Genomic DNA, 24,087 nt, shown 5'->3' with positions numbered 1-24,087 from the left:
TCACCGCTCGCCCCCTTCATGGTCCGGGCCGGGGGCGCCCTGCCCCGGTCCGTCAGGGCCCGACCAGTTCGTCTCGTCCGTTTCGGATACCACGCCCTCCGGCGTGACCTGCCAACTCCCGGCTCGGGGTGGCTGGGCTCCGTCGGTCCGGTAGCCGTCCGGCCCGCCTTCGCACGGCGACGGTGTGTGGACGCTATCGGCAGCCGACGACGGATCCGGCGGGCAGTCCTCGGAGGCGCCAGCAGCGGTCGGTCCTTCCTCTCGCCGCTCCCCGCGCGTTTTCCTGCGGATGTTCTCCGCAGCCTCCGGCCGGCCCGCTGCATCCGACATCTGCGCGAGGCGGTGCAAGAACACCGTGCCTTCGACAGACCCCTCGTCGATCCCCATACTCTCCATCCAGCTGGACAGTTGATCGCTCATCGAGGGCTGCTGGTCCGCTGCCAGCCAGTTGGAGTCATCGCTCGGCACAGTCTCCTCACCGATCGGCTCCGGGTGGTCGAATCCGCCCGTCGGATCCTTCTCGGGCGAACTCTCGGACGTCTGGAACAGGTCGCGGTACTCCTCCGGAATCTCCTCGTCATTGGCAGCGGCAGACAGGACTGTCAGGGGAGCGATCATCTCCACCGCGCGTTCGATCTGATCGTCGTGGCGGGCCATCCACCACACCACCGCGCTGCCGGGGCTCTGCAGAACGTCATCGCCGAGGTACTCGCGGACATTGCGCTCGTGCTGCCTACGGCTCTCCCAGGTGTCCACGGCTTTGCGCAGCCCGTCCAGTTCATCGAGATGCTCCTGGTCCTTCTGCCGCAGGACGAGCCGGATGTCCGTGGCGAAGGCGACCACCAGTCCCTCGTCATCGGGAGCGGGCATCCCCAGTACGCCCTCCATGGAGTGCTCCAGGAACGTGCACCGGTTGGGGTGTTCCGTGGATGTCATCCGCTGCACGCGTCTCAGGACGGCCGTCGAGGCCAGGGCAGCGGGGTTGCCATGCCGCCAAGAGCCACCCTCATCGGCGAGCCGCCACCAGACGGTTGCCGAGAACAGGAACGGGCAGTCCGCGACGGCGCTCTCGACCGGCACCACCACCACCGAGGTCTCCTGGTAAGGGCTCTCCGCAGGGCGCTCGGGCGCTGCCTCACCCGGCTCGGGAGCCTGGGCCGAGCTCCCTTCCTCCGGGCGCGGTACCCGCATGTCGACCAGGAGGGCGCCGGCGCAGAGAGCCGGAAGCAGAAACCACATCCAGATCGGCCAGTCGAGCGCGGCTCCCATCGTCAGTACAGCGGACAGAAGGCCGGCGGACAGAAGGCGCGTGACGTGATGGGTATTCATGTTCCTTCCCTGGTAACTCGTGTACCTGTACCGGAGGAGACGCCCCCGACGCCTTGTGCAAGGTCGATTTCGCGGCAGAACGCCTCTGCGGTTCGTGCCCTGTCCTCGCGGCGTACCTGCCGGACGATGTCGGTGGCCTGCGAGTCGGCCCATTCACATGTGGTCACGTAGAGCTGGTTCAGTAGATGCCGTTCGCCCGAGGCCGCCAGCAGCAGAGCGCACAGAACCCGGTCGCTCGCTTCCCGCCGCGCCAACAAAGTGAGCCAGCGCTGCACGACCGGACACCAGGCAGCGGCGGGCCTTCCTCCCATGACCGCCCGCCATGCCAGCGTGAACTCCTGCCAGGGCGGCTCGATCGCCAGATCCACGGGGTCCAGCAGAGCCAGGAGAACGTCGAGGTTCCCGCTGTCCGGCCTCGCCCCTGGCAACAGCGGCAGTACCGAACGCATGTACAAGCGGCGGTTCTTGCGGGCCAGTTGCATCAGGGCAGAACGCGCCTCTTGCGCAAGCTCCTCGGGCGTCTCCCGGCGCAGTGCGAGGTGACGGAGCCTGACCATGGCCTGCTCCGGGTGGGTGACGGCGATGACGTGCCGACAGACGCCGATCAGTACGCGTGCGAGATCGGGCTTCAGGCGCGCTGCTGTCGCCCACTGGTAGACGCGGAAACGGAAGCGGGAACCGTACTGTTCATGGCTGAGGCCCAGTTCCAGCGTCGTCGCAGCCGCAGCGCTTAGCCTGCCGCCTGACGAGGGCTGGGTCCACTTCTCGACGAGTACGCATAGATCGTCGGGCCGGCCGGATGAGAGTGCCTGTTCGGCGAATCGGCCGACGAGACGCCCACGGTCCTCCGGGCCCAGTTCCGGGAGTGCCGCACATTGCTCCACCCAGTCCCGGAAGCCCGGGCGAAGGTCGGGAAAGTTCTCCCAGAAGTGGCGTCGCACCGCACCGTCGTAGGCGAGTCCTCCGAAGCGGACCCGCCCGTCGGCTTCCCGGACGAGAGACAGCTTCTCGAACTGCTCCCCCAGACCCTCCTGCGCCAGCCTCGGCGTCTCGTCCCTCGGGTGCCGCACGAGCTCCAGCAGCCGGTTCGCGGCGCCCATGACCGCGTCCGCCGCCGCGCCGCTCATCATGGCGGCCGCCAGCAGCAGCGCCCGCTCCTGGCCGCTGCGGTGATCCCGCAACTGCTGGGCCACCTGCTGCGACCAGTTCGTCGCAGCGGCCACGGCTTCATCCCGCCAGTGGGTGAAGTCCGTGCCGTACCGGGCGCTGTCCCGGGCCTGCGACACCAGGTCCGCCAGGCGGTCGAGCTCCCGCATCGGAGCGGCGGCAAACATATGGGCGAGCTCATCCGTGCTCAGCTGTTCGTACTCGAAACTCACGCCCCGTATACGCAAATGCCTGCTCAGGACGGCCCGCCCGCGGGGCCGCTCAATGGCCACCGCCAGCGGGGCAAGCTCCGCATCCAGCATCCACTCCAAGCCGGCCGGGAGGACGGCGACCATACGGGCCCCGTGCTTCTCGACGAGCGACCGGTACATCATCAGGGTGCGCTGCGCAGCCGCGTAGTCGTCCTCACCGACGTGGGAGAGGTCCAGCAGGTAACGGTCTGCGGGCGACGGTTCGGGGACGCCCTCCTCCGGGTTCGACTGCATTTCCTCGATCCGGCCGCCGGGTGCCGAGGCCTCCTCCAGCAACATCGTCGCTGCCGCACGCCGGCCCGACCCGAGGGCGCCCTGCAGGATCACCACGGCACCGGGCTGTGCCAGCCGGTCGGCCGCCCGGCCGATACCGCGTGGGCGTACGAAGCACCTGGCGAGCCGAAGCCGGTGCTCCCGTACGATCTCCAGCCGGTCAACACCGCACCTGACCAGCGGATCTTCGCTCCCGATCGACCAGTGGTAGTTGTACTGATTCCCTCCCCCGCTGTGCAGGGGACCCTGCGGGTTGTTGACCGACGTGCCGCCCGGGCCGGTCAACGCTTCCCGTCCTCGGGGCGTCCGTTCCGGTCTCCCTGCTGGACATCCCCGTGGTTGTCGGCCACGTAGTTCACCGCACCGCCGTCGCTGGAGATGCGCGAGCCCAGGTACTGTTCACGCGCCTGATAGAGGTGCCCGCTCCCGGTGTGGACGGGGCCCTGGGGCTCGCTGACGAAGGTCCCGGAGAAATCGCCATTGAGGTTTCCGATACCGCCGCGCTGACGGTGCTTGATCACCCTCGCCCGCACCCGGGCGTCCCCGGACCCGTCCGGGTCCCCGCCCCCGTCGTCGTCCGACGTAGCTGAGGGCGACCGATAGCCGTTGCTCCGAGCGGCGGCGGCGAGTTCGGGCAGCAGCCTCACGAGATCGTCGGCCAGCCCCGTCAGATCGGCTTCGGCGTTGCGGTGGTTGAGCCGACGGTACTGGCAGTCGGCGAGATCCCCGATCTCCGCGGGAAGGTCCTCGCTGCCCAGCCGCTTCGCCCCGCCGACCAGAAGAGGAATGACGACGGCTCCTGTCTCGAGCGCTTCCTGGATCTCCCGCCGCGTCCAGTCGCTCTCGTCCTCCAGAGGGCTCCGGTACCCGGTGCCTCCTGCCTTCAGCCAGCGGGGGCCGATGACAGCCAGCAGCACGCTGCTGCGCCGAACGGCAGTGAGCAGTTCCTGAGGAAACCGGCTCCCCGGCCCGATGGACTTGCTCGCCCGGAAGACGTTCTCATTGCCGAATACCCGAGAGAGCTCCCTGTCCACGAGCGTGGCGGTGGCTTCCTCGTCGTCGGTCCGGTAGTTCACAAAGATCAGAGGCATGCGGGTTTCCATTCTGCGTGATGGGCGCCCAGGCTGAAGAAGGTGCGACAGCAAGCCGCCGGGATATGGAAGGCCGGTCGGCCTTACCGCGGCGGAGGGCATGAGAAATAACCGCCGGGCGAGGAAGAATTTCCCAGCCCGGTGGACAGGGCGGCATTACAGCTTGCAGCCGATAGGTGTGGCGAGAATTAGGCGGTTAGTTGCCGCAGTTCAGTACATTGGCGAGTGCGGGCCGCAAACCACGCACCACCACATTCCCGCGAAACCGTGACCATTCACGGTCCAGCCGAAGCACGTCCGTGCGCACAGTGGCGGAGGGAATGACGGTCATGAAGGCGAGCAGTTCGCGAGCCGCCTCACAGGAACTCTCGGCCTCACCTGCCGCGGCCAGTGACAGGGCACGTCGCAGCCCGTACCGCGTACGGGTGTTCAGGGCGTGCGGTGCGATGCGGCGGCACTCGCGTTCCAGAACGTCCGCCGCCTCCCGGGGACGCCCCAGGTCATACAGGCACCAGCCGGTCACCATCGAGACGGGGTCGAGGAGTTGCGTCGTGCCCAGCGCCGGAGTGCCGGAGGGATCCTCCGCCACCGAGAGCAGATCGCGGGCCCGGTCCAGAGCGCGTCCGCAGGCCCGCTCGTCGCCGAGGAGCGCATGCCCCTGAGCCTCGCGCTGGGCCGCGAGGCCCCTGACCCGCGGAGGCGCACTGCTGCGCTGAGCCTGCTGGGCGAGCGCGATCGTCCGGGACGCGTCTCCGTTGTAGTACGTAACGAGTGCACGACGGACCAGCGCATAGTCCGCAAGGTGCTCGTCACCGCCAGCCCGAGCCAGTTCGACCGCCTCGGCCGTGGCGTTCAGCGCCATGGTCTCATCGCCGCTCTCCTGGGCCATCCACCCGATGTACTCGGCGAAGCGGGATGCCGTGACCAGCAGCCCGGCCCGGGAAGGGCCCGTACTCCGGGAAGCAAGCGCGATCACGTTCGATACCTGCGAGTGCAGAACCGGCAACATCGCGGTGGGAGCCAGGTTCTGCCCCAACTTCTTCATCTGGTGCAGCTGATCCTGGTAAAGCGCCCCCGGCGGCAGTTCCCTGTCACTGGCGTGACCGTTCTTTCCCCCGTCGGTCAGACCGGTGGCGAGCAGGGAACCTACCCCCGTGACGATCACTTGGCGGCGCGCCGGCTTCGACTTTCTCCCAGCGGAATCCACCTCGGCGGAGTACGCCTTGCGCAGTCGTCCGCCGGCACCGAAGTGGGCGTCACAACGCTGAGCCAGGCTCATGGTGGGGGGATTGGTTCCCCGCTCGATCTTCGAGAGGTGCCCTCTGCTGTAGCTCGTGACGTCAGCCAGTTGCTGAAGCGTCATGCCCGCGTCCTCCCGTAGCCGACGCAACTCCGCTCCGAAACGTAACGGGACGCCCATACCCCCACCCTTCTCCACTGTCTGGTTGGCCGAATTCCGCTTCGGCTGCCGATGAAGAAGAGTCTGGCATGACCAGACGTTCGTTCCGTGGGGTAAGCAGAAGTTTCATGTTTCCTCCTTCTGCGCGGGCGCACGGTGCTAGGGAACGAGAGGCATCCCACGCACCGGTTGTGCATGACCCCAGTGCCTGCGAATTGTTCCTATCAGCCAAACCGACTGGATATCGTGGCTAGAAGCCGATCAAAGAGGGAGGGGTGCTGCGGGAAACCTTGCGCACTATCACGGCCAAGTCGGGAATCGCCCGCCTGACAGAGACTGCATCCGCTCCACGGACGGCCAACGGTGCGTACCTCCCGAGCATCACCGCCCGGCACAGCACAACGCCTCCCACCGGCCGACCGGGTGTGATCACGTCGACCTGGGTGCTGCCCATACCGATCGAGTGGGGTTACAAGTTCGAATCTCGTATCGTCCGCCCGCCATTGCTCTCACCGGCAATACATCGCACCCGTCTCAGCCGCCGTCCCGGAGTCCCTTCTTCTCGGCGTCCGCCAGCCAGAAGAACAGCCGCGACAGCACCAGTTCGACGACCGCCAGCACCACCTGGAACCAGTGCGGCCACGTCAAGATCGCCGCCCCGGCACGCGCCTGCCGCGAATGCGCCCGTCTGTCCCTCACCGGACCGTGACGTTCCGGCCGGGGTGGCATCGCTACGATCGCCGGTCATGGACTGGCTCGAACGCGCGGCGAAGCTGAGGCAATGGACCGGGAACGGGATACGGGCTCCGCACAAGCCCCTGTTGCTCCTGTACGCCCTCGGCCGGTTCCGGGAGGATGTCGACGGCGAGTTGCGGTACAGCGTGGTGGAGAAGGATCTGAAGCGGCTGCTCACCGAGTACGGGCCGGCCAACCGGACGACGCCCGCTTATCCCTTCCACCATCTGGTCAGCGACGGGGTGTGGGAAGTACGTACCGATCGGGGGCCCGGCAGTCCCGGCACGGGGGTGCTGGAGCTGCGGGCGACGGGCGCGGCGGGGCGGTTGGTGCCGGAGCTGCGGGCAGCCCTGCGACGTGATCCGTCGCTGCTCGGCCGGATCGCCCGGGTGCTGCTCGATCAGCACTTCCCGCCGTCGCTCCACGGCGATCTCTGCGAGGCCCTGAACCTGGAGCTGGAGCCGACGGTGTCCGGACCACTCCCGGCCGGGCGGCGGCAACGAGACCGGCGGATGCGGGAGATGGTGCTGACCGCCTACGAGTACCAGTGCGCCTTCTGCGGCTACGACGGCAGAATCGGCGCGGTGCCGGTCGGGTTGGAGGCCGCGCACGTGCGCTGGTGGGCGTTCGACGGTCCGGACGACATCGACAACGGGCTGTGCCTGTGCGCACTGCATCACAAGCTGTTCGACAAGGGCGCCCTCGGCGTCGGCGAAGGCCACCGCATCCTGGTCTCGCAACAGTTCGTCGGGCGGAGCCCGACAGCGCGCGAGCACGTCATAGCGCTGGCGGGCCACCCACTGATCGGCCCCCAGTCGGGCTCGAGCCCGGTCGCAGAGCACCACCGGTCCTGGCACACCAGGCAGGTCTTCCACGGCATTCCGCGCCCCGCCTCCGTGGCGTGATCACACGGCCGTGGGCGCCTGTGCACACGACAACACTGCCGAAGATGGACCGCACACCGGTGGCGAATGCGCCCGGCGGGGCCGGGTCACACCCCCGCCCCTCCGCCTGCCACGTCGGTCTCTCAACCCCGGCAATGAGGGCGCGCACAGCGCGTTCGCTCATGGACACATGCAGTCCCCGGTAGTCCTTCTCGGTGCCGGGACTTCCAGCCGTCGCTGAAAGCTCCGTGCCCGGAGGAGCTGCCGGGGGCCTGGCCAGAGCCGACGAGGGGGTCACTCGGTCGACGGGACGTCTCCGTCGGCGGTGCGGCTCGCTCTGGTTTTCTGGTGTATTGAAGATTCTCCTCCCAATTTCTCGCTGGTCAAGGGGTTTGATACCTCTTTCTCATGTATGCCCGGGGTCGAGAGGGTGTGTGATCACCGTCACCTCGTTTCTTCGGGTTCGGTGTCGTCCGGATGCGGGGTGCCGGGCGTATGCCGGGTGAGACCGAGGAGATCCAGGAGTTGTTTGTTGACCGTCGAGGAGTTCGAAGAGTTCTACGCGCAGACGGCTGCCCGGCTGACCGGGCAGCTGTTTGTCATGCTCGGCGACCAGCACGAAGCGCAGGACGTGGTGCAGGAAGCTTTCGTCAAGGGCTGGAGCCGGCGGCGCCAGCTCGACCGCGACGGGCAGCCCGAGGCGTGGATCCGTACGGTCGCCTGGCGGCTGGCGGTGAGCCGGTGGCGGGGGCGGCGCCGTACGGCGGAGGCCTGGCAGCGCAGTGGTGCCCCGCCGCATCCGGAAGCGCCCGGACCCGAGTCGGTGGCGTTGGTGGAGGCGCTGCGAGCACTGCCGCCCAAGCAGCGCCGCACGCTGGCGCTGCATTACGTGTGCGATCTGACCGTCGAACAGATCGCCGCGGAGACCGGTCTGGCGGCCAGCACCGTCAAGACGCATCTGGCCCGGGGCCGGGCCACGCTCTCTCACCGTCTGCAGGATCCGCGTACCGAGGAGTGGCCCTGTGTCTGAACCCCATGACCCGCTGAGGTCCCTGTTCAAGGAAGCCGCCGCCGCCGGGCAGGCCCGCGCGCGGTCCGCTCCGTCCTCGGTCATCACCGAGCGCGGGGAACGAGTGCGCAGGCGCCGGATCGTCGCGCTGACCGTGGGGGCCTGCCTGGCCTTCTCGGGCACGGGCGCGGCCGTGGCCTCGCTGGTGCCGGACAACACGGGCACCACCGTCCCCGCCACCACTCCCTCGCCCGCTCCCTCGCCCCGGCTCTCTCCGTCCCCGACCTCCCCGAGCTCGTCGAGCTCCTCGCCCTCCTCGCCGCGGACCAGTCTGCCGCCGTCGGGCACGCCCTCCGACAGCCCGACCACGGCACCGCCCTCGCCCACCAGGAGCGTCACCTTCCCGCCTCCCTGACCTCCCGCCGCTCCCCCGACTTTCGTGTGCCCCCGGTGCCGCCCGGCCGGGCCATGCGGTGTGCGCTGAACCGACCCAGGAGATTCTGTTGTGAGCCTTTCGACCCACCAGCGGCCCCGCGACGCCCCGTCGCCGGGCACGGAGCCGGGCATGGAACCGGGCACGGAGCCGGGTACGAGCCCGGGTACGAACCCCTTCGCCCGGCTGTTGCTCCGGATCGGGCCCGCCGACCGCGAGGTGCTCTGGCTCTACCTGCTGACCCGGGTGGGCATCTGGACCATCGCCTACTGCACCCGCTGGATATTCCCCGACGAACCGGGGACCCATCACGCCGCCTCGTTCTTCTCGTCGTGGCAGCGCTGGGACTGGTGGCACTACCTGCACATAGCCCAGCAGGGCTACTTCCCGGGCCAGTCCGGCCCCTGGACATCCGGCTGGGACAACAGGGAGGCCTTCTTCCCCGGCTTCCCGTTCCTGCTGCGGGCCGTGCACACCGTCGTCCCGAGCTGGCCGGCCGCCGGTGCGCTGATATCCCTCGTCGCCGGCGGCGTCGCCGTGCTGGCCCTGGCCCGTATCGCCCGGCTGCATCTGCCCCAGGCCGAAGCCGGGCAGCGCGCGGCCCTGTTCTTCCTGCTCTCCCCCTGCGCGGTCTTCCTGGCCGTCGGCTACACCGAAGCGCTCTTCCTCGCCCTGGCCCTGCCCGCCTGGCTGGCCGCCCAGCGCCTCAACTGGCCGCTCGCGGCCGTCCTGACGTGCCTGGCCACCACCGTCCGGGTCAGCGGCCTCTTCCTCGCCGCGGCCCTCGCGGTCCACTTCCTGACGACCGCGCGCACCCCCGCCCACTGGCGCCGTCTGCCCTGGCTGGCGCTGCCCGCCCTGCCGCCGTTCCTCTACAGCTGGTACCTGCACGCGCACACCTCCGACTGGATGGCCTGGAAGCACGCCGAGGAACGCGGCTGGTACCGCGACTTCCACGCCCCCTGGGAAGCCTGGAAGAACACCTGGCACGCCGCCTTCGGTCACTCCCAGGCCACCGGGTACGCCCTGATGTGCCAGGCCGAACTCCTCACCATGCTGATCGGCATCGTCCTGTGCGCCCTGCTGGTCCGGCGGCGGCGCTGGGCGGAAGCCGCGTACATCGCGCTCAGCCTGTGGGCACTGGGCACCTCCTACTGGTACACCTCCATTCCCCGCGCGACCCTCCTGTGGTGGCCGCTGTGGACCGGTCTCGCCGCCTGGAGCCTGCGAAGTCCCCGCGTCAAGACCGCCTATCTCGCCGTCGCGGCACCCCTGATGACCGTCTTCGCCGTCACCTTCCTCTCCGGACGCTGGACCGGCTGACCCGCCCGCGGCCGGGGCGGCTCACCCTCCCGGCCGGTCCGGGTGGCACCGGGGCCCGCGCGGGTGCTTGCTGGTCCCGGGGTGGGTCGGTCCGTCGACCGCCCCGGAGCCGAAGGAGGCGAGCGACCGCCCATGGAGACGCGAGGCCGGGCTCTGCGCACGCCGCGGGCCGCGGGAACGGCCGGGGTGGTCTTCGCCCTGCTGCTCGCCGCCGCCATCGTCATGATCCGGCTGGCGATTCCGTCCGCGCAGGGCCAGGGCTCCGGCGAGTGGCTCACCGACCCCTCGCGTCGGCGCACGGTGCGGACGGCGCTCGAACTCGTCCCGTTCGCGGGCATCGCCTTCCTGTGGTTCATGGGGGCCGTACGCGCCCGGATCGGGGACGCCGAGGACAAATTCCTCGCCACCGTCCTCCTGGGCAGCGGACTGGTCTTCGTGGCGACCCTTTTCGGGGCCGCGGCGGCGGCCGGAAGCCTGCTGGCGACGGCCGACGTGTCCGGGGCCGATCCCGGGCAGCAGCTGTGGCTCTTCGGCGGGCACTTCACGTACGGCCTGCTGACGACCTACGCGATGCGCATGGCCGCGGTCTTCGTCTTCTCGACCTCCGCCATCGGGCACCGGCTCGGCATCCTGCCGCGCCCGCTCACGGTTCTCGGCGTCCTCGTCGGCCTGAACCTGCTCCTCGTGACCGGCACCGTCGCCTGGTCCGAGCTGGCGTTCCCGCTGTGGGCCCTGGTCGTCGGCCTCCACATCCTCGTACGCGCCGCGGCCGACCCGTCGGGCCGCCGATGACCGCATAACTCCATCGGTCCGCCTGATAACTCCATCGGTCCGCCTGTGCTCGCGGATCCGGAACGGCCCTCGCACGCTGATGCGGGGGTACCTACTGGAAGGGCGGCCCCTTGATGAGGCTTGTCGTCGATCTCAACCGGTGTCAGGGGTACGCACAGTGCGCCTTCCTGGCACCCGATGTCTTCGCCATGCACGGCGAGGAATCGCTGTTGTACAACCCGCACGCCGACGAGACGCAGCACGAGCAGGTGCGGCGTGCCGCCACCGCGTGCCCGGTGCAGGCCATCCTGGTGGAGGACCCGGACGGCGCACCTGCCTCGGTGGAAGAGGGGCTGTCCGGTGTCCGGTGACGGTGCCCTGGAGCAACTGAGGCGCGAGGGACGGATCGTGATCGTCGGCGCCTCCCTGGCCGGCCTCCGGGCCGCGGAGACCCTGCGGGAGGAGGGCTTCACCGGTTCGCTCACGCTGATCGGTGACGAGCCCCACGAACCGTACGACCGCCCGCCGCTCTCCAAACAGGTCCTGCTGGGCCACGCCTCCGCCGATCGCACCGAGCTGCCCAGGATGCGCGGGCTCGACGCCGAATGGCGGCTCGGGGTCGCCGCCGCCGGGCTGGACATGGCGGCCGGACGGGTGCGGCTGGCCGACGGCGACGAGGTGGAGTACGACCGGCTGCTGATCGCGACCGGTGTACGTGCCCGGCCGTGGCCGCATCCGACGGAGGCCGAACTGGACGGGGTCTTCGTGCTGCGCACCCGCGACGACGCGGCCCGGCTCCAGCGGCGGCTGGCCGCATCGCCCCGCCGGGTGCTCGTCATCGGCGCGGGCTTCACCGGCTCGGAGATCGCCTCGGCCTGCCGCGAGCGCGGGCTGCCGGTGACCGTCGCCGAACGCGGGGCCGCTCCCCTCGTGGGCGCGCTCGGCGGTGTGATCGGCCAGGTGGCCGCGGAACTGCAGCGTGAGCACGGCGTGGACCTGCGCTGCGGAATCATGGTCACCGGGCTGGAGGGCGACTCCGCGGGACGCCTGCGGCGTGCCCATCTGTCCGACGGCACCGCCCTCGACGTGGATGTCGCCGTCGTCTCGCTCGGCGCCACCCGGAACACCGAGTGGCTGGCCGGATCCGGGCTCGGCGCCGGTCCGCGCGGAATCGCCTGCGACGCGGGCTGCCGGGCCTTCGACGTCCGTGGCATCGTGACCGACGACGTCTTCGTCGCCGGTGATGTCGCCCGGTCCCCGCACGCGCTCTTCGGCTACCAGTTCCTCTCCCTGGAGCACTGGGGCAACGCCGTCGCGCAGGCCGCGACCGCGGCGCACAACATGATCAGCAGCAGTTCCGAGCGCCGCCCGCATCTGTGGGTCCCCGCCTTCTGGTCCTCGCAGTTCGGGGTCAGCATCAAGTCGGTCGGCGTCCCGTCCCTGGGCGAGGAGGTCATCGTCACCCAGGGCTCGCTCGCCGACCACCGCTTCACCGGCGTGTACGGGTACCAGGGCCGGGTCATCGCCGCGGTCTCCTTCGACCAGACGAAGTGGCTGGAGTTCTACCAGCGGCAGATCGAATCGGCCGCCCCGTTCCCTCCGGAGTACTCCTCGGTGGACCGCCGCCCCGAAGGTCTGCGACCGGTCCCGGCCGACTTCCCGGACCCCTCGCTGCCCACCCACGGGCCGTCCGTCACCGTCAGCGGCTACTCGCCGACCGACCAGCGGATCACCTTCACCCCCGCCCGCGCCTGACCCCAGCAAGGACCCCACCACCATGACGCAAGACACGCTCCTGCGGCAGATCACCGACTACGCCAACCGCGCCGACCCGTACCCGCTGTACACCGAGCTCCGCAAGAAGCCGGTGCGCCAGGAGGGGGACGAGCTGTTCGTCGTCAGCACGTACTGGGAGATCAAGAGTCTGCTGCACGATCCGCGGATCAGCTCGGACGCCCGCAACCTCTCCCCCGGTGCCGCGGGCACCCTGCTCCAGGAGGAGGAGGCCTCGTCCCTGCCGCCCGCCTTCCTGCGGCTGGACCCTCCCGAGCACGACCGGTTGCGCCGTATGGCGATGCGCCCGTTCGGGCCGCCGGAGACGCCCCGGCGCGTCCACAACATGCGCGGCGAACTGGCCCGCATCGTCACCGACCTCATCGACGGTTTCGGGGACCGGAAGCAGGTCGACATCGTCGACGACTTCTCGTACCCCTTCCCCGTCACCGTGATCTGCCGGCTGCTGGGCATTCCGCGCGAGGACGAGGCCCGCTTCCACTCCTGGGCCGACATCATCGCCGCCGGCCTCGACCCGGACCCCGGCCAGGACGCCGGCGAGCGGCGCCGCGTCACCCAGCAGGCCCGCACCGAACTGGGGACGTACCTGTCCGGGCTCATCGACGAACGCAGCGGGGCGCCCGGCGACGACATGCTCTCCGAGCTGGTCGCCCAGCACGGACCGGACGGGCAGATGACCCGGATGGAAGTGCTCAGCACCGCCGCCCTGCTCCTGATCGCCGGTCATGAGACCACTGTCAACCTCATCACCAACGGGATGCTCACCCTGCTGCGCAACCCCGATGTCCTCGAACGGCTGCGCAACGACTCCCGGCTGGCCGTCCCGCTCGTGGAGGAGCTCCTGCGCTTCGAGCCCCCCGTGCAGTTGCTCCCGCAGCGCACCACCCTCGCGGACATCGACATCGCGGGCACCACCATCCCCGAGGGCGCCTCCGTCTGGCTCGTCCTGGCCTCCGGCAACCGGGACCCGAAACGGTTCCCCGACCCCGACCGCTTCGACCCGGACCGGCAGGACATCCAGCATCTCGGCTTCGGCAGCGGCATCCACAACTGCTTCGGCGCACCCCTGGCACGGCTGGAGGCGCAACTCGCCCTGACCGAACTCGCCCACCGGCTCGACGGCCCGCGGCTGGTGGAGGACCCTCCCCCGTACCGGCAGAACGCCGTGCTGCGCGGGCCCCGTCATCTGAACGTCGCGTTCGACGGTCTCCGTCCCCAGGGCCGGTTGTTTGGAACATGATGGGCGGATGCCGACGCACGAACCGGACCGGCGCGACCCCGGCCCCTCGCTGGAGCAGATCCTCGGGCTGATCGCCCCCGGGATGCTCGATGTCGTCGTGGCGCCGCGCGGTACCGGTGTGCCGGTGACCGATGTGGCGCTGCACGACCCCGGCGAGGAGCGGGACGACGGCACGTGGGCGGCGGCCGGGCTGATCCTGCTCGCGGTCGGGGTGGAGGTCGCCTCGCCCGACGCCGTGGACGTGCTGCGCGGCGCCGACCGGGCCGGGGCCGCGGCCGTGGTGATGCGGCGGGGCGACCGGGGGCCGCGGGCGGCGCTGCTGGAGGCGGCGGGCCGGGGACGTACGGCGCTGCTGACCCGGCGGCCGGATCAGGGCTGGACCCAGGTGCTCGGCCGGCTGCGGACCGCTCTGGTGCACAGCGCCCCGGCCGGGCCGGGCGGAACGGCCGGGCTGGCGGGGCTGCGGCTCGGCGATCTGTCCGGGCTGGCCAATACGGTGGCGGACCTGGTCGGCGGAGCCATCACGATCGAGGATCCGCAGTCGCGGGTGCTGGCCTATTCGCGGCTGGACCACGAACCGGATCCGATGCGCCGGCTGACGATCCTGGGCCAGGAGGTCCCCCGCTGGCGGGTCGTCGAGCTCCGCGAGAGCGGCTTCTTCCAGGCCCTGTGGAGCACCGAAGACGTCGTGCGGCTGCCCGCCGACGCCCGGTACGCCGAGCGGCTGGCCATCGCGGTGCGCCACGGGTCCGAGGTGCTCGGGTCGCTCTGGGCCGCCGCCGACGGACAGCCGCTCGCCGAGGACGCGGCGGCCTCGCTGCGCACGGCGGCGCGGGCCGCCGTACCCCATCTGTCCCACCACCAGACCTGGGGCCGGGCCGCGGCCAGGGCGCGGGAAGGGGCGGTGCACGCGCTCCTGAGGGGGGACGTCCGGGCCGCGCAGGAGGCCGGGGTAGCGACGGACCGGCCGTACGCGGTGGTGGTCGCGGAGGCGTACGACGGGCGGGTGTCCGGTGCCGGTGAGGCGTACGACGGGCGGGAGCCGGGGGTCGGCAAGGCGTCCGGCGTCGCCGGGCAGCGGGTGCTGGATGTGCTGGCGCTGCAGGCCGCCGCGTACCGGCCGGGGTGCGTGAGCGCGCGGTCCGGGCGGCTGCTGTACGTCCTGGTCCCGGCCGGGGACGGTGAGACCGATCCGGCCCGCACCCTGCTGACGACGGCGCGCTCGATGCCGCGCGGCGTGGTCCTCGCGGGCGCCGGACCGGTGGCGGCCGGGCCGTCGGGGCTGTCCGCCTCGCGGGAGACCGCGGAGCTGGTGGTGCGGGTGCTGCGGGAGCGGGCCGCGAGGCTGCCGGCCGGGGAGGCGGTTTCGGCGGTGGCGGCGTACGACGAGGTGGTCCCCGGGACGACGGTGCTCCGGCTGCTCGACCGGGTGGAGCCGTTGTGGGGCTCGCTGTCCGGGCCGGTGCACGCGATGGTGGAGCACGACCGGGCACACGGTTCGGCGTACGGCGATTCGGTCGCCGCCTACCTCGACGCGTCCTGCGACACGGGCACGGCCGCGCGGCGCCTCAATGTGCACCCCAACACCCTGCGGTACCGGCTGCGCCGGGCCCGGGAGCTGTTCGGCGTCGATCCGGCCGACCCCGCCGTGCGGCTGCTGGCGGAGGTCGGACTGCGGCTCGCGGCCCGCCGGCCGCCCGGGACGGACGGGCATTGATCGTTCGGCTGTCCGGTACGGCAAAGGAATCGGGCCGGCGTCGTCGTGTCGGTCGAAGACGCGCCGCCCCCTCCGCGCCGAAGCTGTCCGTACAGCCGATTCGAAGCTGTCCGTACGCCCGGCGCGAAGCCGTCCGTGCGGACCAGGTGGCAGATGGAGGGGTGTTGTCGTGGTTCGCATGACTTCAGGCTCGGCGGCCCGGCAGCGCGGTGACCGCCGCACGGCGGCGCTGGCGCGTGCCGTCGAGGACGGGCTGCTCGGTCCGCACGCGCCCGTGGTCGGGCTCCTCGACGTGGACGGTGTGCTCGACGCGGTGGACGCGCTGAACGAGGCGTTCGAGGGGCCCGCCCCGGTACGGCACACCTTCGCGGCGAAGGCGTGCGGTCTGGTGCCGGTGCTGCGGCTCCTCGCGGACGCGGGGATGGGGTGCGAAGTGGCCTCGCCCGGTGAGCTGGAGCAGGCGCTGGCGGCCGGGTTCGCTTACGACCGGCTGGTCTTCGACAGCCCCGCGAAGACGGTCGAGGAGCTGGAGTTCGCGCTCGGCCACGGCATCGCGATCAACCTGGACAACTTCCAGGAGATGGCCCGGGTGGACCGCCTGCTGGCCGGCCGGGAGGCCGCCGGACCCATCGGTCTCCGGGTGAACCCGCAGGTGGGGGCGGGGGCCATCGGCGCGATGAGCACCGCGACCGCGACCTCGAAATTCGGCGTCGCGCTGCGTGATCCGGGGGCCGTCGACGCGGTGGTCGAGGCCTTCGAGCGCCGGCCCTGGCTCAACCGGCTGCACGCGCACGTCGGTTCCCAGGGCTGCCCGCTGCCGCTCATCGCCGAGGGCATCCGCGCGGCGTACGAGCTGGCCGAGCGGATCAACACCCGGCTGGGCCACGCCCGGATCACCGGGATCGACATCGGCGGCGGCCTGCCCGTCAACTTCGCCGACGAGGACGACCGGCCCACGTACGCCGACCACGTCGCCGGACTCCGCGAGGCCGCACCGGGTCTCTTCGACGGCCGCTACACCCTGGTCACCGAGTTCGGCCGCTCCCTGCTCGCCAAGAGCGGGACGATCGGCACCGTCGTCGAGTACACCAAGTCCGCGGGCGGACGGCAGATCGCGGTCACGCACGCGGGTGCCCAGGTCGCCACCCGTACCGTGTTCATGCCCGGCTCCTGGCCGCTGCGCGTCGGGGTCTTCGACGCCGCGGGCCGCCCCAAGCAGGGCCCGGCCCAGGTCGTCGACATCGCGGGCCCCTGCTGCTTCGCCGGGGACCTCACCGCGAGCGGGCTCGAACTCCCCGTCGTCGAACCCGGCGACGTGGTGGCGCTCTACGACACCGGGGCGTACTACTTCTCCTCGCACTTCTCGTACAACTCGCTGCCCCGGCCCGCGGTGTACGGCTACCGCACCGGCGCCGACGGACAGGTGCGCTTCGCGCTGGTGCGCGAGGCGCAGAGCGTGCGCGGGGTCGTCGAGGAGAGCGGCCTCGCGCAGGCGGACAATCTGGTGGCGCTGACCACGTCGTGAGCTCCCGTCAGGACCTCCGGCCGAAGAACTCGATCTCGGCGACGGCGAGCCGGCGGCCGGGACCCGCTCCGTAGGTGGTGTCGGTCGTGAGCCGGGCTCTGACGATCTCCGATCCGCGCAGGTCGAAGGTCTGCTGGCCCGGCTGGTCCTTGACCCGCAGCTTCTTGCTGACACTGGTTCCGTCGGCGGAGGTGAGCAGGACGGTGATCCTGGCCGGGCGGGCCTGGGTGAGGAACTCGTCCATCTTGGCCGACGTACCCGAGAAGACGACCAGCTTCAGCACCCGTACCGGCTGCTCGAAGTCGCACTCCAGGTACTGGCCCACCCCGGTGTCGGGCCCGGCGGCCGAGGGCGCCCAGTAGCGGTTGTTGAAGCCGTCGAAGGCCGCACCCGCCGGGTGCCCGGCAGCCCGGCTGGAGGCCCGGAACCGGGTGGGCGGCACCGCCTCCGGCGTCCCGGTCTCGTCCTTGGCGAAGCCGAACCAGCCGGACACGTGCGGAAGGGCGAACCAGACACCGCACGCCAGCACGATCAGCACGATCGGCAGCGCCAGACCGGGGCGGCGCCACAGCCGGCGCCTCGGCCGGGTGCCCGCGGTGGGCGCCTGACGCGGTCGCCGGCGGAGGATCCGGCGCCACCAGGGAGGCCGGACATCGGGCGGCGGGCCCGGGTCCAGGAGCAGCGCGCAGCGGATGCACAGGGTGCGGTCCGGGGCGTTCTCCGTACGGCAGTTGGGGCAGCGGACGGGCGGGGCGGGAGGCGGGCCCGGGGGTGTGCTCGGCGGGCCGGGCGGTACGTCGGGCAGCGCCTCGGGCCCCGGGACCGGCTCGTCCGGGTCGTCGCCGGGGCGACGCGGGGCGGCTGCCGCGACGACAGGGGGAGGGGGCTGAGGGGACGGCTGGGGCGCCGGGCGTGGTTGGGGTGAGTGGTGTGGCTGGGGACTCGGCTGCGGCCGGGGTGCCGGGGTGGCCGGCGGCGCCGGGGAACCGTTCTGCGGCGCCTCCCACTCCAGGAACGCCTGGCACGACGTACAGAACTGCGTCCCCGGCACGTTGTTCTGGCCGCACGCCTCGCAGATCACGAGACCTCCAGGTCGAAGCCCACGTGCGCCGGGATCTCCGTACGGATCAGCTCCTCCAGCCGTACCCGGTCGACCTGATACGGCTGCGCGGCCCGGACCCGGACCGTGACCCATGGCCGCGGGCCGCCCGGGAACCGGGTGTGCGGCGTCGTCGACCACGCCGTCCCGCCGCTCTCCACGATCTCCGGCTCGATCCCGGTCTCCAGGAACACCGCCTCCGCGAGACCGCGCCGGGTGCCTCGCCGGCTGTGCCGCTCGACCGCGCCGCGCACCGTCGCGCGGCGCTGCTCGACCGGGCGGTCCGTGCGGGTGTCGACGGCCACCCACTGGGCCAGCCAGGCCAGGAAGTCCTCGGGCGCGCTGCGGGGGTCGAGGTGGGCGGGCAGATTGTCGATGGAGAGCAGGACCGGGGCGAGTACGTCGTCGAGCGCCGCGAGGAACCGGCGCAGGAAGTCCTGCTCCAGGTAGACCGCCGGGAGCTGTTCGATCAGCGGGTGCGGTGTCGGCAGGCCGGTCACGGCTGTGCGCATGGCGGTCAGGCCTCCCGTACCCGGAGCTGGTGCTCGTAGCTGAAGACCAGCGCGTGCCGGTCCAGTGCGATCTTGGTGGTGGGCTCGCCGCGCTGCCCGTTCACGGGGTCGGCGGGGAAGAGGCGTACGTCCTCCACCAGGTCCACGCCCGGTACCTGTTGCAGTACGGCGAACGCCTCGCCCGACTGGATCGGCCGGCCGAACGGCCAGCCGTCGCGGCCCGGTCCGCCGCTCAGCGGGTTGAAGTAGCTGTAGAGGGCGGTCAGCGCCGCCTCGCGCACCTGCTCCAGCACGACACCTCTGCGGGCCTGGACCGAGGCGACCACGGTGACCCCCTGGTAGAAGGGCCGCTCGACCACCAACCGGGCGCCGATGGGCCTTCGTTCGTCCAGATGGCCCGCGATCAGAGCGAGGGTGTGCTGCGGCGGGATCAGCTCGTCGAACTGGATCCGGCCCTGCTCGTCGCTGCGCCCGGCCGGTACGACGAGCAGCCGCACCCCGCCCGCCTCGACGTCCGGGTCCCCGCCGGCCGGGATGCACTGCACCCGGGACGCGTCGGGCGCGACCTCCCGGGCGAGCAGTTCGTAGTCGTGCGGCACGACGGCCCGGTGCAGGGTCCGCAGCGTCATCGGGCCGCGCACCCGGGCGCTCTCCACCGTCTCGCCGTCGACCCCGCCGAGCGCGGGGCGGCGGTTCTCCACCCGGGCCACGTACGGGATGGCGCTGCGCAGCACCCGGAGCGTGGCGCGGGCGACATTGCCGCGCAGCCCCCCGCCGGTGCGGTACGAGCGCACGCGCACGGCGGCACCCTTCGGCGGCACCTTCCCGTAGTAGCGGATGGAGCCGTCCCGTTCCCGTACCGCCGGCCCGAATTCGACCCGCCCCGAGTTGGGGTCGAGCGTGATGTGCCGGTCCTCGGGGCCGGAGTGCGCGAAGTCGTCGACCCGGGTCCACTCCGTGCCCTGCGGGTCCCCCGCCGGGTCCGCGACCTCGACGACGAAGTCGCCGGGGACGACCGGCGGGCGGCTCACCGCGAAGGTCTGGCCGGGTACGCCCTCGGCCGGGCCGAGCACCTCGTCGGTCACGGTCTCGGCGTGCACGGCTCCGACGGTCGCGCCGATCGTGAACGCGGTGATCCGGCGGACCACCGGGGGCGCCATGTAGGTGGGCTGGCCCGGGACGGCCTCCACCAGGCGGCAGCGCAGCCAGCCGCCGGTCCGGCGTACGACGACGGCGGGCGTGTGGCCCTGAGGGAGGTGCAGGATCAGCTCTCCGGACCGGTTGAAGCCGCCGGTGTCGTCCTTCTCGATCTCGCAGGCCGTCCAGGCACCGCCGTCCCATGCCTCCCAGAGCAGCGGCGGCCGCAGCGGGTCCACGCCGACGCCCTCGACCGCGCAGTCCAGCCGCAGTACGACGACTCCCGAGGGGACGGCCGCGGACAGACCCACGTACAGGGCGTCGCCGGGCGCGGGCGTGGCGCCGAAGCAGGGGACGGACCGGCCGAGCGCGAGTTCCTCGGTACGGTCGACCGCGTCGCCGGATGTCGGCCAGGTGGCGAGGTGGGCGAACTCGCAGGGAACTATGGACAGTTCGCCGACGGTCGTGAAGACCACCGCCTCCTCGGTCTCCGTGCGTACGGTCGCGACCTCCGTACCGGCCCGCACCCGCACCGGTTCGGGCTGCGGCGCGGAGAGCCGGAACGTCACATCGGTGTGGGCGGCCGTGGGCGGGTGGAGCCGCACCCCGATCAGGTCGAGGAAGGTCAGATAGCTCTTCTCCGGGACCCGGTTCACCCGGTAGACGAGCTGGTCGACCATGGTCGCGAAGGCCTCGATGAGGGTCACGCCCGGGTCCGACACATTGTGGTCGGTCCACTCGGGGCAACGCTGCTGGACGAGCCGTTTCGCCTCGTCGACCAGGCCCTGGAAGCGGCGGTCGTCCAGATACGGGCTGGGCAGCGTCACGCGCCGTCCACCTCCTCGTGCTGCGGGATCACATAGAACGGAAAGACCAGGTTCCGGGGGTCGTTGGCGCCCCGGACGGTGTAGCCGATGTCGATGTACAGGACCCCGTTGTCCACCTCGTCGAACCGGACGACGACCTCGGTGACCTCGATCCGGGGCTCCCACCGGTCCAGCGCGAGACGCACCTCGTACGCCAGCTGTCCGGCCGTGCCCGCGTCCGCCGGGGCGAACACGTAGTCGTTGACGGCGCAGCCGAACTCCGGCCGCATCGGCCGCTCGCCCGGTGACGTCGCCAGGATCAGCCGGATCGACTCCTCCAGCTCGTGCTCCCCGCGCACCAGGGCGATGGAACCGGTGGCGTCGGTACGCGGCGGGAAGGCCCAGCCCGCGCCGATGAACTCCTGTCCCATGGACGCTCAGCCTCCGATCAGCACCGTCGGGCACCCGGACACGATCGGCGCGCCGCAGGCGGCCCGGTCCCCGACGCGTGCGGCGGGCCGCCCGCCGATCAGCACCGTGGTGCTGCCGGGCGGGACGATCACGGACGGGGCGTGCACCGCGGGCGGCGGAAAGGCACACAGGTGCGGGGTGCCGACCGTGGCGGCGGGGAGCCCGCCGATCAGCACGGTCGGGACGCCGGGTGGCCCGACCGTGCCGGGGTGTCCGGTGGGGTCGCCGACCCGTGCGGCTGCCGCCGCGGCTGCTGACATGGAAGTCCGTTCCTCTCGCTCAGCGCGTCCGCGCGGTCAATTGATCTTCACCATGGGTGCGTTGATGGCCAGGGAGGAGCCGCCCTTGATGTCGGTGCGCTGCGTTCCGTTGACCGCGACCTGGGCGCCCCGGACGTCCACCGTGCCGCCGGTGGAGAGCTTGACCTCGCCGGTCCCGCCGTCGACGCTCACTCCGCTGCGGGACTTCAACGTGACGCTGTCACCGCTCAGTTCGAGCGTTCCCTGCCCGCCGTCCAGCGCGACCCCGCGGGCCGCCTTGATGGACACCTGCTGCTTGGCCTCGATGTTCACGCTGCCGTCGCTGTTGATCACGATCACGGTGCCCTTGCGGTCCAGATCGATCTTCAGCTTTCCGTCGCCGGTGAGCAGGCGTACGCCCTGCGGCCCGTTGGCGTTGTCCAGGATCTCCAGCTGGTTGCCGCTCTTGGAGGCGACCGAGCGTCGGTTGACGGCCCCGCTGGTCGGGTCGACCAGCGGGTCTCCCGGGGCGGACTCCGGGGCGGGTCCCGCGGTGGGCGGTGCGCCGGGGACGGCCCCGGGCACCGCGCCGGCCGCACCTCCCGGTCCACCGCCGGCCGGGCCTCCGCCCCCGCCGCCTCCGCCGCCCCCTGCGCCCCCGCCGCCGCTGCCGCTTCCCGGGGAGGGCCGGTCCTTCCCGTTGTACAGACCGGCGAGGACGTACGGACGGTCCAGGTGCCCATGCTCGAACCCCACCAGCACCTCGTCCCCGACCTCGGGGATGAACGCCTCGCCGCCGCTCGTCCCGCCCGACTGGGCCGTACGCGCCCAGTCGCTCGCGTACTCGTCCGACAGCCAGGGGAACCGCACCTTGACCCGGCCCGAGCCCTCCGGGTCATGGGTGTCGGTGACCGTCCCGCTGACCAGCCCCACGCAGCGCGACCCGCCCCCGCCGGCTCCGGACCCGCCTGACCCCGGCCCTCCGCCGGTCAGCCCGAACAGCGAGCGCTCCTGCTGACCGGAGACGGTGAGCCAGGTCTCGTACCCGCGTACCGGGTCGAAGACATGCCGCGACGACGTGACCGTGTACCGCCCCTCGAAGGGCGCCCCCACCGCGTTGAGCGCCACCGCGCTGCCGGCCCGCACCTCCGGGTTCCCCCGGATCACCGCCTCCAGCTCCGCGAACGACCCGGCGATCCGCTCGGCCAGCGCCTTCGCCGCCTGGTCCACCTGCGCCTGCGCCCCGTACGCCGCGTCCGTGACCACGAAGCGCGCCTCGCCGAACGGGGCGGACACCTCGGCCGCGCTCACCCCCAGCTCCAGCGTCGCCGACTTCCCGGCGGGTGCCCGCCCGACCAGCGGCTGCTTGGCCTTGATGTCCCAGCCGCGCACCTCGACCTCGGAGACCTGCTCGGCGGAGGACACCCCGGCCCGGCAGCGCAGCAGATTGCTGCCCATCTCCAGGACCAGCGGATTGCGGTCGGCCCGCGCCGAGCCGTCCGGTGCGCCGCTCGCCTCCGCGGGCCGGGTGATGTGCAGCTGCCCGTCGAGCACGTACGCCTGGGCGCCCGCCTCCTCGGCCAGGTCCCGGATGAACTCCCAGTCGGTGACGTTGGGCTGGGCGATGTGTTCGAGCACGGGACCGGCCACGTCGACCGTTCCCGGCTTCAGTCCGGCGCGCTGGGCGACCTGGGCGCAGATGTCGGCGAGCGTCATGTTCTGGTAGCTGGCCACCCGACGGCCGCGGAACAGCCGGTGCGACTCGTCCAGACCGCGTACGACGGTGAAGGTGCCGGTCTCGTCGAGCTCCACCTCCAGCGCGGTGACCACCCCCTTCAGCAGCGGTTTCGGTGCCGGGTCGCCGCCCGCCCGAGCCAGCAGCCTGACCTCGCTGCCGATCTTCAGCCCGGTCTGCTCCAGCAGCACCCGGTCCGGATCGCGGAAGCGCAGGAGGAACAGGTCGGGCAGCGTCCGGCTGTCGTCGACGTACCCCTCGACCAGCGTGTTCACGAACTTCGCCGGCAGCGGACTGCCGCCGAACTCCACCACCAGCGCCGTCGCGACGCCCGGCTGCGCCATCAGGACCGCCCTCCGTCCCGGCCCTCTTCGAGCCGGCTCAGCTCGTCGAGCGCTGGGAGCAGCAGCTGCCGGCCGGGGGCCAGCCGCATCGGGTCGTCGATCCCGTTCGCCTCCGCGATCACCCGCCAGGCCGCCGGGTCGCCGTACTCGCGCTGGGCGAGCGACGGCAGCGAGTCCCCGGCGTCCAGCCGGTGCACCCGGCGGGCGGCGAGGGCGCCCGAGGTCGGGTTCTGGCCCGGGGTGTCGCCGCTGATCTCCTCCATCGTCACCTGGCAGACGGCCCGGATCGGCACGCCCGACGTGGTGAACAACGTGTATTTCGCCTGTACTTGACTGACGTAGCCGGGGAATCCGGTCAGCCCGCCCCAGTGGAAGACCACCCACGGCGGCGAGGAGCGCTGCTGCTGCCGGGTCTCGTTCGTCGGCACGCAGCACGCGAAGAGCTGTTCCACGGAGGTCACCACGCGGGTGTCCTGGGTGTCGCTGGCGTCGAAGAACATCTCCACGGTGAGCTTGCTGGGCTGCGAGCCCTGGTACTCCGGCGGGCCCGAGCTCTTCGCGCCCTTGGCCGGGCTCCGTTTCCAGGAGGCGGCCTTGGTGAGGCTGAGCTCCTTGGGGTTGAACTGGAAGTCGATCCGCCCGCACGGGCCGCCGGGGGTGAGGCCGCCGCCGGTCGGCGGGGTCCGCAGTTCCAGATAGGCGTGCTCCAGCTTGGGCCTGGCCGAACCTCCCTTGCCCGCCTTCGCGGCCGACGCCCCGGACGTACCGGCGGCGCTGAAGGCGATGGGACCCGCACCGCTCAC

At 71.6% G+C, this 24,087-nt stretch carries 21 protein-coding genes; 10 read left to right on the top strand and 11 right to left on the bottom strand.

Annotation, left to right across the window (positions count from 1 at the left end; all coding sequences use genetic code 11):
* The 4 genes from ACFV8T_RS24910 to ACFV8T_RS24895 form a co-directional block, all read right to left on the bottom strand.
* A complete protein-coding gene (locus ACFV8T_RS24910; protein WP_385331276.1) occupies positions 1-1,329 on the bottom strand; it encodes a hypothetical protein in 1,329 nt (442 codons plus the stop codon).
* Positions 1,326-3,305 carry a hypothetical protein gene (locus ACFV8T_RS24905; RefSeq protein ID WP_385331274.1) on the bottom strand — a complete coding sequence of 660 codons (1,980 nt, stop codon included), beginning with the start codon at positions 3,303-3,305 and terminating at the stop codon, positions 1,326-1,328. Before ACFV8T_RS24905 ends, ACFV8T_RS24910 begins: the two co-directional genes overlap by 4 nt.
* Positions 3,302-4,111, bottom strand: a complete 810-nt coding sequence (locus tag ACFV8T_RS24900; protein WP_385331272.1) for a toll/interleukin-1 receptor domain-containing protein — start codon at positions 4,109-4,111, stop codon at positions 3,302-3,304. The genes ACFV8T_RS24905 and ACFV8T_RS24900 overlap by 4 nt, the downstream gene beginning before the upstream one ends.
* 196 nt (positions 4,112-4,307) lie before the next feature.
* Entirely contained in the window at positions 4,308-5,531 is a 1,224-nt protein-coding gene (locus tag ACFV8T_RS24895) for a helix-turn-helix domain-containing protein (RefSeq protein ID WP_385331270.1), read from the bottom strand.
* A 725-nt stretch (positions 5,532-6,256) separates the two neighbouring features.
* Here ACFV8T_RS24895 and ACFV8T_RS24890 point away from each other — a divergent pair.
* From ACFV8T_RS24890 to ACFV8T_RS24845, 10 genes are all read left to right on the top strand, one after another.
* Complete coding sequence (locus ACFV8T_RS24890; protein ID WP_385331267.1) at positions 6,257-7,150, top strand: phosphorothioated DNA-binding restriction endonuclease; 894 nt, start codon at positions 6,257-6,259, stop codon at positions 7,148-7,150.
* Between the two features lie 511 nt (positions 7,151-7,661).
* A complete protein-coding gene (locus ACFV8T_RS24885) occupies positions 7,662-8,159 on the top strand; it encodes a SigE family RNA polymerase sigma factor (protein WP_385331265.1) in 498 nt (165 codons plus the stop codon).
* Positions 8,152-8,553 (top strand): hypothetical protein, encoded by a 402-nt coding sequence (locus tag ACFV8T_RS24880; RefSeq protein WP_385331262.1) that lies wholly within the window; start codon positions 8,152-8,154, stop codon positions 8,551-8,553. Before ACFV8T_RS24885 ends, ACFV8T_RS24880 begins: the two co-directional genes overlap by 8 nt.
* Before the next feature lie 150 nt (positions 8,554-8,703).
* Positions 8,704-9,894 carry a mannosyltransferase family protein gene (locus ACFV8T_RS24875; protein ID WP_385331412.1) on the top strand — a complete coding sequence of 397 codons (1,191 nt, stop codon included), beginning with the start codon at positions 8,704-8,706 and terminating at the stop codon, positions 9,892-9,894.
* 132 nt (positions 9,895-10,026) lie between these two features.
* Positions 10,027-10,686 carry a hypothetical protein gene (locus tag ACFV8T_RS24870; protein ID WP_385331260.1) on the top strand — a complete coding sequence of 220 codons (660 nt, stop codon included), beginning with the start codon at positions 10,027-10,029 and terminating at the stop codon, positions 10,684-10,686.
* A gap of 113 nt (positions 10,687-10,799) precedes the next feature.
* A complete protein-coding gene (locus ACFV8T_RS24865; RefSeq protein WP_385331258.1) occupies positions 10,800-11,036 on the top strand; it encodes a ferredoxin in 237 nt (78 codons plus the stop codon).
* Positions 11,026-12,420 carry an NAD(P)/FAD-dependent oxidoreductase gene (locus ACFV8T_RS24860; RefSeq protein WP_385331256.1) on the top strand — a complete coding sequence of 465 codons (1,395 nt, stop codon included), beginning with the start codon at positions 11,026-11,028 and terminating at the stop codon, positions 12,418-12,420. The genes ACFV8T_RS24865 and ACFV8T_RS24860 overlap by 11 nt, the downstream gene beginning before the upstream one ends.
* 22 nt (positions 12,421-12,442) lie before the next feature.
* Positions 12,443-13,699: a cytochrome P450 gene (locus ACFV8T_RS24855; RefSeq protein WP_385331253.1), complete on the top strand. Its 1,257-nt coding sequence runs from the start codon at positions 12,443-12,445 to the stop codon at positions 13,697-13,699.
* 7 nt (positions 13,700-13,706) lie between these two features.
* Positions 13,707-15,416, top strand: a complete 1,710-nt coding sequence (locus ACFV8T_RS24850) for a PucR family transcriptional regulator (RefSeq protein WP_385331251.1) — start codon at positions 13,707-13,709, stop codon at positions 15,414-15,416.
* A 178-nt stretch (positions 15,417-15,594) separates the two neighbouring features.
* Complete coding sequence (locus ACFV8T_RS24845) at positions 15,595-16,941, top strand: diaminopimelate decarboxylase (protein WP_385331249.1); 1,347 nt, start codon at positions 15,595-15,597, stop codon at positions 16,939-16,941.
* Positions 16,942-16,948: 7 nt separating this feature from the next.
* Here the strand turns inward: ACFV8T_RS24845 and ACFV8T_RS24840 are convergent, their stop codons facing one another.
* The 7 genes from ACFV8T_RS24840 to ACFV8T_RS24810 are packed head-to-tail and all read right to left on the bottom strand — an operon-like array spanning position 16,949 to position 24,087.
* Positions 16,949-18,022 carry a discoidin domain-containing protein gene (locus ACFV8T_RS24840; protein ID WP_385331247.1) on the bottom strand — a complete coding sequence of 358 codons (1,074 nt, stop codon included), beginning with the start codon at positions 18,020-18,022 and terminating at the stop codon, positions 16,949-16,951.
* Positions 18,019-18,552, bottom strand: a complete 534-nt coding sequence (locus ACFV8T_RS24835) for a phage tail protein (protein WP_266416548.1) — start codon at positions 18,550-18,552, stop codon at positions 18,019-18,021. The genes ACFV8T_RS24840 and ACFV8T_RS24835 overlap by 4 nt, the downstream gene beginning before the upstream one ends.
* A 5-nt stretch (positions 18,553-18,557) precedes the next feature.
* Positions 18,558-20,516 carry a putative baseplate assembly protein gene (locus tag ACFV8T_RS24830; RefSeq protein ID WP_385331244.1) on the bottom strand — a complete coding sequence of 653 codons (1,959 nt, stop codon included), beginning with the start codon at positions 20,514-20,516 and terminating at the stop codon, positions 18,558-18,560.
* Entirely contained in the window at positions 20,513-20,926 is a 414-nt protein-coding gene (locus ACFV8T_RS24825; RefSeq protein WP_072488546.1) for a GPW/gp25 family protein, read from the bottom strand. The genes ACFV8T_RS24830 and ACFV8T_RS24825 overlap by 4 nt, the downstream gene beginning before the upstream one ends.
* Positions 20,927-20,932: 6 nt before the next feature.
* Positions 20,933-21,226, bottom strand: a complete 294-nt coding sequence (locus tag ACFV8T_RS24820) for a PAAR domain-containing protein (RefSeq protein ID WP_385331241.1) — start codon at positions 21,224-21,226, stop codon at positions 20,933-20,935.
* Between the two features lie 36 nt (positions 21,227-21,262).
* Positions 21,263-23,284, bottom strand: coding sequence for a VgrG-related protein (locus ACFV8T_RS24815; RefSeq protein ID WP_385331238.1), 2,022 nt, complete (start codon positions 23,282-23,284; stop codon positions 21,263-21,265).
* Positions 23,284-24,087, bottom strand: a complete 804-nt coding sequence (locus ACFV8T_RS24810; protein ID WP_326766754.1) for a peptidase M23 — start codon at positions 24,085-24,087, stop codon at positions 23,284-23,286. Before ACFV8T_RS24810 ends, ACFV8T_RS24815 begins: the two co-directional genes overlap by 1 nt.

The sequence above is a fragment of the Streptomyces sp. NPDC059832 genome (assembly GCF_042731715.1).
In the GTDB taxonomy this organism is placed as follows: Bacteria; Actinomycetota; Actinomycetes; order Streptomycetales; family Streptomycetaceae; genus Streptomyces.
Note: the sequence above shows the minus strand (reverse complement) of the source record. Positions and strands in the feature narration are given on the sequence as shown.

What these genes read in the sequence shown, in the direction of transcription:
- ACFV8T_RS24875 (WP_385331412.1), top strand. Translation starts at nt 8,704, where the DNA reads ATGGAACCGGGCACGGAGCCGGGTACGAGCCCGGGTACGAACCCCTTC.
- ACFV8T_RS24910 (WP_385331276.1), bottom strand. Translation starts at nt 1,329, where the DNA reads ATGAATACCCATCACGTCACGCGCCTTCTGTCCGCCGGCCTTCTGTCC.
- ACFV8T_RS24850 (WP_385331251.1), top strand. Translation starts at nt 13,707, where the DNA reads ATGCCGACGCACGAACCGGACCGGCGCGACCCCGGCCCCTCGCTGGAG.
- ACFV8T_RS24845 (WP_385331249.1), top strand. Translation starts at nt 15,595, where the DNA reads ATGACTTCAGGCTCGGCGGCCCGGCAGCGCGGTGACCGCCGCACGGCG.
- ACFV8T_RS24820 (WP_385331241.1), bottom strand. Translation starts at nt 21,226, where the DNA reads ATGTCAGCAGCCGCGGCGGCAGCCGCACGGGTCGGCGACCCCACCGGA.
- ACFV8T_RS24835 (WP_266416548.1), bottom strand. Translation starts at nt 18,552, where the DNA reads ATGCGCACAGCCGTGACCGGCCTGCCGACACCGCACCCGCTGATCGAA.
- ACFV8T_RS24815 (WP_385331238.1), bottom strand. Translation starts at nt 23,284, where the DNA reads ATGGCGCAGCCGGGCGTCGCGACGGCGCTGGTGGTGGAGTTCGGCGGC.
- ACFV8T_RS24855 (WP_385331253.1), top strand. Translation starts at nt 12,443, where the DNA reads ATGACGCAAGACACGCTCCTGCGGCAGATCACCGACTACGCCAACCGC.
- ACFV8T_RS24895 (WP_385331270.1), bottom strand. Translation starts at nt 5,531, where the DNA reads ATGGGCGTCCCGTTACGTTTCGGAGCGGAGTTGCGTCGGCTACGGGAG.
- ACFV8T_RS24900 (WP_385331272.1), bottom strand. Translation starts at nt 4,111, where the DNA reads ATGCCTCTGATCTTTGTGAACTACCGGACCGACGACGAGGAAGCCACC.
- ACFV8T_RS24865 (WP_385331258.1), top strand. Translation starts at nt 10,800, where the DNA reads ATGAGGCTTGTCGTCGATCTCAACCGGTGTCAGGGGTACGCACAGTGC.
- ACFV8T_RS24890 (WP_385331267.1), top strand. Translation starts at nt 6,257, where the DNA reads ATGGACTGGCTCGAACGCGCGGCGAAGCTGAGGCAATGGACCGGGAAC.
- ACFV8T_RS24825 (WP_072488546.1), bottom strand. Translation starts at nt 20,926, where the DNA reads ATGGGACAGGAGTTCATCGGCGCGGGCTGGGCCTTCCCGCCGCGTACC.
- ACFV8T_RS24870 (WP_385331260.1), top strand. Translation starts at nt 10,027, where the DNA reads ATGGAGACGCGAGGCCGGGCTCTGCGCACGCCGCGGGCCGCGGGAACG.